At 41.7% G+C, this 14,433-nt stretch carries 12 protein-coding genes; 6 read left to right on the forward strand and 6 right to left on the reverse strand.

All coding sequences use genetic code 11. The annotated features are described in order from the left end of the window. Positions 1–16: 16 nt before the first annotated feature. Complete coding sequence (locus tag E3D81_RS06505; protein WP_134776867.1) at positions 17–1,309, reverse strand: Gfo/Idh/MocA family protein; 1,293 nt, start codon at positions 1,307–1,309, stop codon at positions 17–19. Positions 1,310–1,442: 133 nt separating this feature from the next. On the opposite strand from E3D81_RS06505, the gene E3D81_RS06510 reads away from it, so the two are divergent. After that, a complete protein-coding gene (locus tag E3D81_RS06510; protein WP_134776868.1) occupies positions 1,443–4,112 on the forward strand; it encodes a heavy metal translocating P-type ATPase in 2,670 nt (889 codons plus the stop codon). A gap of 287 nt (positions 4,113–4,399) precedes the next feature. Continuing rightward, positions 4,400–4,993 (forward strand): outer membrane beta-barrel protein, encoded by a 594-nt coding sequence (locus E3D81_RS06515; RefSeq protein ID WP_134776869.1) that lies wholly within the window; start codon positions 4,400–4,402, stop codon positions 4,991–4,993. Positions 4,994–5,060: 67 nt separating this feature from the next. On the opposite strand, the gene E3D81_RS06520 is transcribed toward E3D81_RS06515, so the two are convergent. After that, positions 5,061–5,612 (reverse strand): hypothetical protein, encoded by a 552-nt coding sequence (locus E3D81_RS06520; RefSeq protein WP_134776870.1) that lies wholly within the window; start codon positions 5,610–5,612, stop codon positions 5,061–5,063. A gap of 164 nt (positions 5,613–5,776) precedes the next feature. Continuing rightward, the gene (locus E3D81_RS06525) at positions 5,777–6,187 is read right to left on the reverse strand and encodes an NUDIX hydrolase (protein ID WP_099366627.1); all 411 of its coding nucleotides are present in this window, start codon (positions 6,185–6,187) and stop codon (positions 5,777–5,779) included. 146 nt (positions 6,188–6,333) lie between these two features. On the opposite strand from E3D81_RS06525, the gene E3D81_RS06530 reads away from it, so the two are divergent. After that, positions 6,334–7,374 (forward strand): L,D-transpeptidase, encoded by a 1,041-nt coding sequence (locus E3D81_RS06530; protein ID WP_134776871.1) that lies wholly within the window; start codon positions 6,334–6,336, stop codon positions 7,372–7,374. A 66-nt stretch (positions 7,375–7,440) separates the two neighbouring features. Continuing rightward, positions 7,441–8,229 carry a murein L,D-transpeptidase catalytic domain family protein gene (locus E3D81_RS06535; protein ID WP_167554250.1) on the forward strand — a complete coding sequence of 263 codons (789 nt, stop codon included), beginning with the start codon at positions 7,441–7,443 and terminating at the stop codon, positions 8,227–8,229. 659 nt (positions 8,230–8,888) lie between these two features. Here E3D81_RS06535 and E3D81_RS06540 read toward each other — a convergent pair. Together E3D81_RS06540 and E3D81_RS06545 are read right to left on the reverse strand one after the other, a co-directional pair. Next, the gene (locus E3D81_RS06540; RefSeq protein WP_134776872.1) at positions 8,889–10,799 is read right to left on the reverse strand and encodes a class II glutamine amidotransferase; all 1,911 of its coding nucleotides are present in this window, start codon (positions 10,797–10,799) and stop codon (positions 8,889–8,891) included. 103 nt (positions 10,800–10,902) lie between these two features. Then, positions 10,903–11,427, reverse strand: a complete 525-nt coding sequence (locus tag E3D81_RS06545; protein ID WP_134776873.1) for a lipocalin-like domain-containing protein — start codon at positions 11,425–11,427, stop codon at positions 10,903–10,905. 106 nt (positions 11,428–11,533) lie between these two features. On the opposite strand from E3D81_RS06545, the gene E3D81_RS06550 reads away from it, so the two are divergent. Both E3D81_RS06550 and E3D81_RS06555 read left to right on the forward strand, forming a co-directional pair. Continuing rightward, a complete protein-coding gene (locus tag E3D81_RS06550; protein ID WP_245153303.1) occupies positions 11,534–11,917 on the forward strand; it encodes a YchJ family protein in 384 nt (127 codons plus the stop codon). A 70-nt stretch (positions 11,918–11,987) separates the two neighbouring features. Continuing rightward, positions 11,988–12,326 (forward strand): YegP family protein, encoded by a 339-nt coding sequence (locus E3D81_RS06555; RefSeq protein ID WP_373560880.1) that lies wholly within the window; start codon positions 11,988–11,990, stop codon positions 12,324–12,326. 90 nt (positions 12,327–12,416) lie between these two features. Here E3D81_RS06555 and E3D81_RS06560 read toward each other — a convergent pair whose 3' ends face one another. Further along, positions 12,417–14,420 (reverse strand): M13 family metallopeptidase, encoded by a 2,004-nt coding sequence (locus E3D81_RS06560; protein WP_134776874.1) that lies wholly within the window; start codon positions 14,418–14,420, stop codon positions 12,417–12,419. Positions 14,421–14,433 lie beyond the last annotated feature (13 nt).

Below are 14,433 nucleotides of genomic sequence, written 5' to 3' on the forward strand. Positions count from 1 at the left end.
TGGCTTCGGCTATCTTTTAGATCTTTGGGAGCTTATAGCCATTATGGTATGGAGCTGCAAGCAGTCTATTCGCTTCCGCTTCTTTAAATTGCTGTCGCTCTTTGTTCCAATAGATTTTCTTACCGGTCCGGTAGGCAATATTTCCCATTTGGGATAATTTGGCAATATGGCTCCCGATTTCCAAGGGTGCATTTAATAAGCTTGGATTCTTGGCCTTCACCGCTTCAATGAAATTATAGGTATGCAGATCCAATCCATTATCCACTTTCTTCTGCAAAGGTACAGGCTCCATTTTCTTTCCTTCCGGAATCACCTCCCAGCCATTCCGATCGACCACTAACGTACCATTATTACCGATAAAGGCAATACCATGTTCCCTGTTATATGGTCCTCCGGAAATACTTGCAGCATGTTCCCACAGGAGGTTAAATCCGTCGAACTCATAAACAGTAGTCAAGGTATCAGGAGTTTCTCCTGCATCATCGGGATAGGCAAATTTACCTCCCGCCGCCATGATGGATTTTGGATCGGAGACTTTCATTCCAATCAGGGCATAATCCAATAGATGCACCCCCCAGTCGGTCATCAGGCCGCCGGCATAATCCCAATACCACCTAAAATTATAATGGAACCTATTGGCATTAAAGGGTCTTGATTTTGCAGGACCGATCCAGCGTTGGTAATCAACCCCTTGAGGCACCTCGCTGTCTGCCATCGCAGGAACACGCTGCTTCCAGCCAAGATAAGCCCAAGCCTTCACCAACCTGATCTTTCCCAATTTACCGGAATGCACAAAGTCTATGGCGTCCCGGAAATGCTGCTGCGATCGCTGCCACTGGCCTACCTGCACAATCCGCTGGTATTTATCCCTGGCAGCCAGCATGGTATTGCATTCCACAATGGAATTCCCAATAGGCTTTTCGACATATACATCTTTACCCGCCTTCACCGCGTCAATCATCTGTAAGCAATGCCAATGATCTGGTGTACCTATCATCACCGCATCCACCTCCTTATCCTTCAACAGGTCCTCGTGTTTTTTATAGACTTTGGGGTTCTGACCAAGCTTTTTCAACTGGGCCAATCGGTCACTGATGACCTGATCATCGATATCACAAATGGCTGTACAAACGACATCCGGATGTTTCAACAAGGAATTCAGATTAGACCAACCCATCCCTTTGATGCCGATTGCAGCAACTCTTATTTTCCCTGCGTAACCCAAATTCTTGGCATAAAGGGAAGATAACTGTAAAGCAGGTATCAACAAAACGGACTTTTGGATAAAATCTCTTCTGGAAAGCGTCATAATGTTTAGGTTTTTTCTGAAATACTAAAATAATGAGCCTAATCCAATAATAATATAACTTTAACTGGAAATTGTGTAACAATTTCAAACCCCTTTCTAGCGACCTTTGTTACTATATTAACAGGGATAAACCATGAACAAGGAAAAAACATATAAAGTGTCAGGCATGACCTGTAATGGTTGCAGGACAAACGTGGAGAAAAAACTCAATGAATTGGAGGGAGTACATGCCGAAGTAAATCTTTCGAAAGGGGAAGCAAAAATCCATTCGGAGGAGGAGCTGGATGAAAACGCGCTCCAGGAAAAATTAGATGAACTAGGCGGCGCCTACCAGATACATTCGGATGCACATGCCCATCAGCATCATGGAGCGCATCAGCACAAAGAGCCGGAATTGTCCGAAAGTGGGCAATATATCTGTCCGATGTTCTGTGAAGGAAAAGATAAGATCTATACGGAACCAGGGCGTTGTCCTGTTTGTAATATGCATTTACGCCCTATCGAAAAGGTGGACTTTAATGCCCCATCCCATCAAGCAACCAGCGAAAAACCGAAAACGACTGCAAGTAATGCGGGGAAATATTATTGTCCGATGATGTGCGAAGGCGACAAGGTCTATGATAAATTTGGCTCCTGTCCGGTCTGCGGGATGAACCTGGAAAAGATTCCAGAAATAACCCTTAAGGTGGAATATACTTGTCCCATGCACCCAGAGATAGTGCAGGACCATCCGGGCAATTGCCCCATCTGTGGGATGGACCTGGTGGCAAACCAAGTATCGGAGGCCGACGACGAACATTATAAAAGTCTATTAACGAAATTCTGGATCAGTGTAGCTTGTACCGTTCCGATTTTCATCCTTTCCATGGGCGACATGCTTCCTGGACAACCCATCAGCAAGATCATCCCCTATCATATCAATGCCTGGATCCAATTGATCCTGACGCTTCCAGTCGTATTCTATACCTGTTGGATGTTTTTTGAACGTGCATGGACTTCCTTTAAAACCTGGAACCTGAATATGTTCAGCTTAATCGGACTGGGTGCTGCCGCTGCCTTTATCTTCAGTCTATTGGCATTTTTCTTTCCGCAGATTTTCCCAGCAGAACTGAAAGGCCATCATGGCGAGGTGCATCTCTATTTTGAATCGGTAGCCGTTATCCTGACTTTAGTCCTTCTCGGCCAGGTCATGGAAGCTAAAGCCCATTCCCGGACAAATTCAGCCATCAAGGAATTGATCAAATTGAGCCCTGCAGAAGCTATTCTGGTAGAAAATGGAAAAGAAAGAAAGGTTTCCATTCATGATGTGAAAGTGGGTGATGTGCTTCGCGTACGTGCGGGTGATAAGATACCGGTAGATGGCTTGGTAACTGAAGGTTCTACTTCCATCGATGAATCCATGATCACCGGTGAGCCTATCCCGGTAGAAAAGAATGCCGAAGACCAAGTAATAGCAGGTACCATTAATGGTAACCATGAAATATTGATGAAAGCCAATCGGGTGGGTAGCGAAACCTTGTTATCCCAGATCATCCAATTGGTGAATGACGCCAGTAGAAGTCAACCACCCATCCAAAAGTTAACGGATAGGATCTCTAAAATATTTGTACCAACGGTGATCGTTATTGCGATCCTTACCTTCTTGGTCTGGAATTTTATGGACATTCCGAACAGTACAGCCATGGCATTCTCCAATATGCTGGCTGTTCTGATCGTAGCCTGTCCATGTGCACTGGGTTTGGCAACTCCAATGTCTGTCATGGTGGGGATCGGAAAAGGTGCGAAATCAGGAATTCTGATCAAGAATTCCGAAGCATTGGAAAAACTGGAAAAAGCAGATGTGCTGATCGTCGATAAGACCGGTACGATCACAAAAGGTAAACCTTCTGTTTCGGAAGTGATATCTGGAAATCCAAAGTTCAAGGAAGACGATATCCTTCAGATTGCAGCATCCGTAAATAAAAACAGTACCCATCCCCTTGCACAGGCCATGCTTGATAAAGCCAATGAAAAAGGATTACAGGTATTGGATGTGGTCCAATTTGAAAACATTGCCGGAAAAGGAGTTTCTGGAAAAATCCACCACCTTTCGGCCCTGTTGGGTACACCTCGATTGATGAAGGAACAGCATGTATCGCTTAGCGCAGAGCAAGAAGCGCAGATCGAAGAATTACAGAAAAAAGGTAACTCGGTATCGGTATTAGCGATTGACAAGCAGTTTGCCGGTATTGTTGCTGCCTTCGATGCACTAAAGGAGAGCAGTGTCGAAACCTTGAAGAAGTTTCAGGAAGAGGGCATTGAAGTTTATATGTTCACCGGGGATAATAAAAATACCGCAGAAATCGTGGCTAAAGAAGCCGGTATAAAGCATGTACAAGCAGGCCTATTGCCTGAAGATAAATTGAAGGGCATAAAGAAACTGCAGGCGGAAGGTAAAAAGGTCATTATGGTGGGCGATGGAATCAACGATGCCCCTGCCTTGACCCAAGCCGATATCGGCATTGCCATGGGAACAGGAACGGATGTTGCTATCCAAAGTTCTGAAATCACCTTGGTGAAAGGCGATCTTACAGGCGTGCATAAAGCCTATCGATTGAGTAAGGCTATGTTGAGCAACATCAAACAGAACCTTTTATTTGCTTTCTTATATAATGTAATTGGAATTCCTATTGCAGCGGGTGTATTATACGCCGCAACAGGTTTGCTGATGTCGCCAATGATCGCAGCAGCCGCCATGAGTTTGAGTTCGGTTTCCGTAATTTTAAATTCTTTACGATTGAATGCGCTGAACTTGGAAAAGTAAAATTTACCTATATAAATAAAAGCAGACAAATGTGCACTGACAAACTGACCTTTTTAAGGTGTTTGTCAGTTTTGGCATAAAATCATGCTTTAAAGCTATTGTAGTCCTATTGTCACGAAATCTGGCTCTCCTTGGAGAGACTTTTTCTTTTTGCGCTATCAATCAATCGCTTACAAAATCATAAAAATTTAATGACAATGGCAGAAACATACATCCTATCACTTTGGCACAGGTATTGAATAATTGACCGTACATGACAATTAAGTCAAATATTAAAATAAATAATCATGAAAAAATTATTACTTACTTTAACAGCTGTTTCAGCATTATCATTAGCAGCAAACGCACAAACTGAAAAAGGAAAATTCTTATTAGGTGGTACAGTTAATTACGAAGGAACAAGCATTAAAGATAACGATGCAAAAGATAACAAGTTTGGAATTGCTCCACAAGTGGGTTATTTCGTAGCAGATAATATCGCGGTAGGTACTGGTATTGGTTACAGCTGGTCAGAAACTGAAACTGAAGCTGGTGTAAAAAACACAAACAATGCCTTCACTTTAGCACCTTTTGGTAGAATGTACTCCGCTAACCAAGGTCCTGTTAAATTCTTCGGACAATTATCAGTTCCTATGGCATGGGGTAATCATGAAATAGATGGTACTAAAATTGGAAATACATCAAGCTATGGTGTAGAATTGGCTCCAGGTATCGCTTATTTCCCAACTAGCAACATCGGTATCGATTTTAAAGTAAAAGGTCTTTACTTCAACTCTGAAAAAAGTGAAGTGGATGCTACAAATACCTCTACAACAGTGAATAAATACGGCTTAAATGCTGATTCATTCGCTCCATCTGTAGGTGTTACTTTCCACTTTTAATAGCAAATAGAGATAAATGTGAATAGAAAAGGGTTGGTTCCAATTGGACCAACCCTTTTTATATAGACTATTTCAGGAACTTATATTTTACGGTTCCCCCTAATTTCATGGAGTTTTTGGTTCCAAATGAACCCAGTTCCATTTCTAATAAGTCGCCATTTCTCAAGGGCGCTTGATAGCCGACTCCCAAGGAGCTATACAGGCTATTGATACTTCCTCCTTTAATGATTGTGCCATTATCCATTTGGGATTCACCATACTCGTAAGCGTAGCCCAACGCACCTCCTAAATAAAAGGAACCCACATAATACCTTGCGCCTAAACTGGCCGAGTACAGATGGTGTTTGAGCAGGCCTTCATCATCACTGGAAAAATCCGAACCGGTCAGTTCTTTTCTGGTCTGTTCATAACTTAGGCCTGCAGTAAAACCTACTGATCGGAAAGGTTTATACTCATACATCAACCCCGCTCCATAGGATGGCCCCTTTAATTTGAAGTCATATCCAGCAATTGGTCCCAGACCTAATCGATGCTTTTCGGGAAGATCTAAGGTTTGAGCTTTAAGATGGCTTGTTAAACAAACAGCGCCAAAAACAAAAATTAATGTAAATTTTTTCATTTTGATGATTATTTAATGCGTTAAACATGTAATAGAATACATCAAAAATAGGTTACCACTCGTAGATATTAATATTTTTAACTTAGATTAACAATTTGTATATCAATATGTTAACTTTTGTTAATTAACATTATTTAATTCTCCTTTTAGGTTTCCGGACTGTATTAAGAAATCCAGATAGGTAGGGCGATCTGCTTGAGGAGATTGGCGAGGTTAACTGTTGAGCTCTCCTCCGGTTTCACCCACCTGACCTCTTCAATTTCTGCTTGCGCAAGCCACACTTTATCCGAATCAGCTAATTGGCATCGGAATACAAACCCCCTTACCGTCTTTCCTTTTTCATTCACCGCTTGGGCTTCATGCACGGTCAAAAAGGAACACTGCTCCTCTCTAAGGCTTAGACCTATCTCCTCTTCCAATTCGCGGATCAGGGTATCCACTGGTCGTTCATTGCTCTCGATCTTTCCACCAGGAAGTTGATAATAGGTCGATCCGAATTTACGCACCGTTAGCAGCTCATTCTTTTTATTGATGATGATGGCAACAGCAATCTTTATAAATCCATTTGGCTCCATAACTACAAAAAAAAGCTAAATTTTTCGAAATCCGCAAACTTGGAATGATTTTTAGGCTCTAAAGCTTAAGAAACAGTTTTAGTATCAAAAGTTTTGATATTTTTACTAAAATTGACAAAAACACTAAACATTACCAAACTATTCGAATGAGAAATACGATTTTCTTTATCTTTCTTTTTGTTATTATAGCAACAGCTGCCTGTAAAAATTCATCTAAAAACAGCAGTGCTGCGGAACTTCGGAGAAAAGATTCCCTAGAAAAAGTAAAGGAAGCTAAAGAAGCAGCTGAAAAGGCTGAAAGAGAAAAGCCTCGTACAGCTGCGGACATCAAACTGGACAAGGACATCCAGTTTGAAAAATATACTTTGGAAGATGTTTATCCTTATGAGGATACTACCCGGATATTTCAGTTTGATAAGATAAAAGAAAAACTAGCCCATATCGAGAATTTCATGAGGATGCCTCATGTCTATGGTGTCCTGGACAATTATAAAAACCGGAATGGCGAAGCTGCGGTTGTAGAGAATTTTGTAAGGAACGCCTATAAACGGGTTTCCGACACCTTGGGGAATGAAAAGTACCAATCTGCTCCTTTATATCAATCAGAAAACAGTAAGAAACCGAGTAGATATGGGCGCGATGGTTCCTTAGTGGCCATTGAAAGCAGTGATACCTTGGACATGGTTAAAGTGACCGGTTTATCCTTTGAAGGTACTTGGTATGTGCCGAAAAGATATGTCAAATCGAAGGGAGATTCGGTGAAAATTGCCCATGTTGCGGTGGTAGATGTTACAAACCAAAATATTTGTGTGCTGGAAAGAACGGGTGAAAATGAATGGAAAATCAGGTCGATGAACCCGGCAACTTCGGGCCGTCATAAGCCTCCTCATGCGATGGAAACTCCGCTAGGAATCTTCTTCGTTCAGGAGCAAAAAGCCAAGATGTTCTACTTCAAAGACGGCACGAAATCGATCGAGGGATATGCCCCATATGCGTCCCGATTCACGAATGGAGGCTATATTCACGGTGTTCCGGTCAATAATCCGAAAGGAAAAATCATTGAGTATAGTTGGTCCTTGGGAACCACGCCACGATCGCATATGTGTGTGCGGAATGCGTCCTCTCATGCCAAGTATGTGTACGACAATTTTAAGCCCTTCCAATCCTTGGTGGTGGTGATTGATTAATACTATTTAACATTTTGATTGTCAATTTTTTCCTAATTTTGTACCCGAAGATTAGGAAAAGTGCTTATGAACAAATTATTGCTATTATCCCTGTGGGCAATCGCAACTTCAGGATTCAACGTAAACCAAAACCATTCCAACATTATTCAGGAATCGACATCAGAAATTGTTAAAACTACTGAGGTTAGCAAAGACCCTATCAGAGGACTTTATGATGAAATGAAACTTTCATCGATTTTAAAATGGGAAGCTTTCGAGCAGGCCATGCAAGGATACAACCAACTCCGAGCAAAGAACAAAGACATCATTACCGTGATCGACTTCACCTTACCATCTACCGAAAAGCGGATGTATGTGATCGATCTGAAAGCGAAAAAATTATTATTCCATAACATCGTATCCCACGGAAGAAACAGTGGCGAAAAATACGCTACTTCTTTCTCCAACAAACATGGATCTTTCCAAAGCTCCTTAGGATTCTATGAAACACAGGAAACCTACAACGGCGGAAACGGATTTTCCTTACGCTTGAACGGTTTGGAAAGAGGAATCAATGATCAGGCTAGACCACGTGCGATCGTTATCCACGGTGCAGATTACTGCAGCACAGACGTCATCAAATCCACTGGAAGGTTAGGAAGAAGCTATGGCTGCCCTGCCCTACCAAGAGAATTGAACAAACCGATCATCAACACCATCAAAGACGGCAGCTTATTGTTCATCTATTCGCAGAACAAAGAATACTTGGCCAGTACAAAAATCATCAAAGCGCCGAAATTGAACCAACCTACCAATACTATGATTGCGACACAACACGACGCAGAATTGGATAAAGGTAAAGGCGTTCTGAACTAAGATTAAGAACATAACAATAAAATATCATAGCAGAGGCTGTATCAATATACCGATACAGCCTCTGCTGTTTTAAAAGCTTTATTGTTATAATAGGACAATACATATTTTATCATTACCTGCTTCGAGGTGCAAGCGCCATGTAAGTGCCCTGTAAGTGAGTTGTAAGTGACTTTAGGCACTTACATACTACTTGCAGCCTACTGACAATATCGGTTCATAGGGGCTCTTCCTATGTCTTGAACTTCCCACGTCATTGCGACACCCACGTCATTGCGACACCCACGTCATTGCGAGGAACGAAGCAATCTTTCGATATGTCATGGTGAGCGTAGTCGAACCATCTGTTCGTTTATCAGCGTACAGATCCTTCGACGATGCTCAGGATGACAGTGTTCAAAGTTTGCTTCGTCGTGCCTCCTCGCAATGACGTGTAGAACTCCTCGCAATGACGTGTAGAACTCCTCGCAATGACGTGTAGAACTCCTCGCAATGACGCGGAGGACATCTTGCAATGACGTGGAGGACATCTCGCAATGACGCGGTGAGGCAAAAAAAACATTACAAACAAAAAAAGGCTGAACCATTTATCATGATTCAGCCTGTTTAAGCGCTTGTAGTGTCTAACTACTAAATACTATCTACTTGATACTAAACAATACCTAACTACTAAAATAAGCCCTTACATTCTTTCCTTCCATCCAGTTCATAAAGGCTTTGTTCACCACCTTATTTCCTCCTGGAGTCGGATAATTACCGGAGAAGTACCAATCCCCTTTATGGTTCGGACATGCTTCATGTAAATTCTCCAATGTTTGGAAGATCACTTCAACCTCTGCTTTTAGGCTATGTGGTTTAATAATCCTAGCAATCTCTTGAGATATCTCCTCATCGGTGAATGGTTCATAGATCGCTTTCACATAATTCTGCACCTTTTCTCTTGGAAGCGTCGTCGATGCCAGACATTTCTGGTAAACCTCCTCAATAATATGTGCCAATCCTTTTTTACGCAATAGGGAGATCGCAGCTTCAAAAGCAACAAACTCACCCATGCGGGACATATCAATACCATAACAGTCCGGGTAACGGATCTGAGGGGCTGAAGAAACGATTACGATCTTCTTAGGATGCAAACGATCCAAGATGGTTAAAATACTTTGTTTTAAGGTCGTTCCCCGTACGATGGAGTCATCGATGGCAACAATGGTATCTTCATGGTCACGAACGATACCATATGTGGTATCATAGACATGTTGAACCATATCCTGGCGATCTGCATCTTGCGTGATGAACGTACGTAATTTAGCATCTTTCACGTTCAATTTCTCGAAGCGTGGTTTCATGCTCAATACCTCTTCCATTTCCTCGTCGGTGATCTTATCGTCTCTATTTAAAAGGATATCCTTTTGGCAATTTCTCACATAGGCATTGATACCATCCATCATCCCATAATAAGACACTTCAGCCGTATTTGGAATGAAAGAGAATACCGTATTCTTGATATCGTTGTCGATGGACTTCAACACCTGCGGACAAAGCAAACGTCCTAAGGATTTACGTTCCTGATAGATATCCGCATCCGAACCTCTCGAGAAATAGATACGCTCGAAAGAACAGGATTTCTGTTCAACGGGCTCACGGAACATTTCTTCTGAAACCGTTCCATCTTTTTTCGCGATCAAGGCATGACCTGGTTTGATCTCTTTCACGGCATTCAATGGAATATTGAAGGCTGTTTGAATCACCGGTCTTTCCGATGCTACCACAAGAACTTCATCGTCCTGGTAATAGAATGCCGGACGGATCCCCGCTGGGTCACGCATCACGAATGCATCCCCATGTCCAAAGATCCCAGCAATGGTATAACCACCATCCCAGGTTTTGGCTGAACGGGTCAATATATTGGAAACATCAATGTTTTTGGCAATCTGCGCAGAAATCTCAATGTTCGACAGGCCATCTTTTTTGAACTTATCGAACAATTGTTGGTTTTCTTCGTCCAGGAAGTGTCCGATTTTTTCCAATACCGTAACGGTATCGGCTTGTTCCTTTGGATGCTGGCCCAGGTCGTAAAGCTGTTGTAAAAGCTCATCAACATTGGTCATATTGAAGTTACCAGCAACTACCAAGTTTCTGGACATCCAGTTGTTCTGACGAAGGAATGGGTGACAGCTTTCGATGCTGTTTTTACCATGGGTTCCATAACGTAAGTGACCAAGTAAAACCTCGCCCGTAAAACTTACGTTCTCTTTTAACCATTGAGTGTCTTTCGACTCCTCTGGATAAGCCTTTTGTACAGCTGCAAATTTCTTCTGAACATATTCAAAGATCTCAGCTACTGCAGATGAACCCATCGCTCGGTATCTGGAAATATAACGGTTGCCGGGAGGCACGTCGAATTTAATCGTCGCGATCCCTGCCCCATCCTGACCACGGTTGTGCTGCTTTTCCATAAGCAGGTACAACTTGTTGATCCCGTAGTAGGGCGTACCATATTTTTCTTGATAATAAGATAGGGGTTTTAACAGTCGGATAAATGCGATCCCGCACTCGTGTTTTATAGCGTCACTCATAGCTTGAATTGATGCTGCAAAGGTACGGATTTTTGAAAAAATCTCCTATACATAAAGGGGTAAAAAATGTCGTGAAAAATCTGCTTTTTACAAATAGATTATATTAGTCTTCAAAAGCTGTTTTTTCGCGTTTTAAGGCATTGTATTCCACAAATCTCTCCCTACGGGACTGTAATTCCATTTTCTCCAATCGCTGCCAGGTCATGTAACTGTTCACATAACTCCCTCCGGACAAAATAGGTTCAACTGATTTCAGATAAAGGATATCGCCTTCGAAATCTATTTTTCGCACCTGCAATTGTCCTTCCCAATTGGGGAAGGAAGAAGTCTGAATAGCATAGGTAACCGTCGCTGTATTATTATCAATCTGATAGGATCCGGCAAAAGCAATAAAACCTTTTACGCAGGAAAGCAATTCCTCTTCGTTCACAATGAAACGATCATTGGAACTGAACAGACCTCGTTCGGAACTGGAAATCTGGACAGACATATGTCCATCTGGACCATAAATTAGGGATCCTTTCGGATTTTTGCCCATGGGAAAAGTGGAATCGAGACCATTCAATGGGACTTCTATATAGGAAAGTAGTGACCAAGTGCCAACTAACTCATTTTTCAATGTTGTCATTTAGGGTATTATTGTTTATGTGAATAACGGTGAAAATTCATTAATAGTTTGTAACATTCTTTATATACAAATTTTCGATAGCAAAATTTCCTTTTTATCTTCGCTGATGATGAGCGAAAATTGTTTTTGTGGGTCTGCCCTACCTTATGGGCAATGTTGTGAATTGGTGCACTCGAATCTTAAGAATGCCGAAACATGCGAGCAATTGATGCGTGCTCGGTATACAGCATTTGTGTTACAAAAGATAGATTTTATCTATGAAACTTTCCATCCCCAGACCCGAAGGTTTCAGAACAAAAAAGAAATTGAACAATGGAGTCGCGAATCTAATTGGCAGGAACTTAACATCCTGAAAACCACCCCATCAACAGTTGAATTCAAAGCCATTTATTTGGATAGGAATATGGTTTTGCAGGAGCATCACGAGAAATCCAATTTCAAAAAACTGCAAGGAATATGGTATTATGTAGATGGAAAGCTCCTTGCTTAAGAAAAAAGTTTTTTAAGCCTATCTACTATTTATTGAAATTTAGTAAATTAGGTTATAAACAACAAAATCGATTATGGGAAAGTTTGTAATCTCTACTAGGAAAAACGGAGAATTTCAATTCAACCTAAAGGCTTCCAACGGCCAGGTTATTTTAAGTAGCGAAGGCTACACCACCAAAGCAGCTTGTGAAAATGGCATTGCATCAGTAAAGAAGAATGCTGCAGATGAAAGTAAGTTCGACAAATTGACAGCGAAGAACGGTAAGTTCTATTTCAATCTGAAAGCTGGAAATGGTCAGATCATCGGTACAAGTGAAATGTACGAAAGTGAAGCAGGTCGCTCAAACGGTATTAAATCTGTTATGGAGAATGCTCCAGATGGGCCTGTAGATGATACAACAACTCATTAATACAAAGAGCCGCCCTGAGGCAGCTCCTGTATAATCAAAAGGTTCTGATGTGAGATCAGGACCTTTTGTTTTTATATTCATTTGGTCTGATTACCAAATAACAATCCTTTTATCTTTAGGAACATAAAGCTTATCGCCTTCTTTGGTTCCAAATGCCTTATGGAATGCGTCCAAGTTGATGGTTGGTCCAATCGCACGGTATTGCGCTGGCGAATGTGGATCTGTTTTCACTTGGTTCACCACAAATTCATCCGTGGTTTTCGCTCTCCAGATGGTTGCCCATGAAAGGAAGAAACGCTGATCTTGGGTATAACCATCGATCAGACCTGGGTTCCCTTTATCTTTTAGGTAAGCTTGCATAGCATCAAAAGCAACCGATGATCCACCAAGGTCACCGATATTCTCGCCCAAGGTAAATCTACCATTTACAAATACACCTGGTACCGGTTCATAAGACTCGAACTGTGCAACCAAGGCATCTGCTGCTTTTTCAAATTTAGCACGGTCTTCATTGGTCCACCAGTTGCTCAGGTTTCCATTACCATCATATTGCGAACCTGAATCATCAAAACCATGGGATAATTCGTGACCTATTACGGCACCAATTCCGCCAAAGTTTACTGCAGGATCTGCTTTGTAATCATAGAAAGGCGGCTGAAGGATAGCTGCCGGGAATACAATCTCGTTGAACATTGGATTGTAGTACGCATTTACCGTTTGAGGTGTCATACCCCACTCCGACTTATCCACTGGCTTTCCTTGTTTCGCCAAGTTCTCCTTAAATGACCATAATTTCGCATTATTTACATTCTCTACCAACGAAGTACCGATCGTTAAAGAAGAATAATCTTTCCACTTGTCCGGGTAACCGATCTTCACATTGAATTTTGACAATTTCTCCAATGCTTTTTCTTTCGTAGTTGGCGACATCCAAGCCAAGTTCTTGATATGTAGATCAAATGATTTGATCAGGTATTGAACCAATTCCTCACAGGCCTGTTTCGCTTCTGCCGGGAAATTATCCTTCACATAGATTTTTCCCAAAAGCTCACCCACTGTACCATTCACAAACTCCAATCCGCGCATATCCAAGGCACGTTGTTCTTGCTGACCTTTTAAGGTACGACCATAGAAATTAAAGGAAAGTTCATCCAGTTCTTTGGTCAGGTAGCCTGTAGCATCATCCATTACATGGAATTTCAGATATTCCTTGATCACCGGTAGGTTTTCCTGATTGACGATCTTATCCAGATTCTGGTAATATTTAATTTCGCCAATGATCACCGTGTCAGCTTGGAAACCTAAGGTTTTCACATATTTCGCTACATCGATGTTCTTCACCATTTTGCCTAGATCCTTCACCGCAACTGGGTTATATCGTTTCTGTGCATCTCTGGATTCTTCTACCGTTTTTAGGTTAGCAGCGATCAACTTTTCGAACTCGATTACTTTAGGACCTTTCAGATCTCTAGTTCTTGGGTCGATCTTGTTGTATAGGGTATTGATGTATTGATTATAGTTACCCAACGTTTCGGTGTTTTTCTCATCTACCTTTTGGTAATAGTTACGCCCAAGGCCTAAACCTCCACCACCAAGATAAACAGCATTCATTTTACTGTTTTTCATGTGCGCATAAACATATGCCCCAAAGAATGGGTTTCCGCCGGTAGCACCATATTTCACGAAGTAATTATACAGGTCGTTCAGGTTGTTCACCTTATCGATATCCGCTAATTGTTGGCGGATTGGCTCGTATCCTAATTTATTTCTGGTTTCGAAATCCACATAGGAACGGTAAAGGTCAGCGATTTTCTGTCCATCCGAACCTTTCTCGAACTTCTGGTCCAGAGATTCCTTTAGGATCTTTAAAGACGCCTTATCCGTATTTTCTCTAAGCTCGTCGAAAGAACCCCAACGCGCTTTATCGGAAGGGATCTGAACCGTTTTCATCCAATTACCATTTACGTAATTGTACAGATCATCTTGTGGGCGGACAGTTTTGTCCATGTACGACGGATTGATCGCTTGATGTTGCTGTGCATAGGAGAATCCTGTGCTGGCCATCAAAGCCGCCATAAATACATATTGTTTCATAATTAAACCTTTT

The sequence above is a fragment of the Sphingobacterium sp. CZ-2 genome, from assembly GCF_004526235.1.
Lineage (GTDB): Bacteria > Bacteroidota > Bacteroidia > Sphingobacteriales > Sphingobacteriaceae > Sphingobacterium > Sphingobacterium tenebrionis.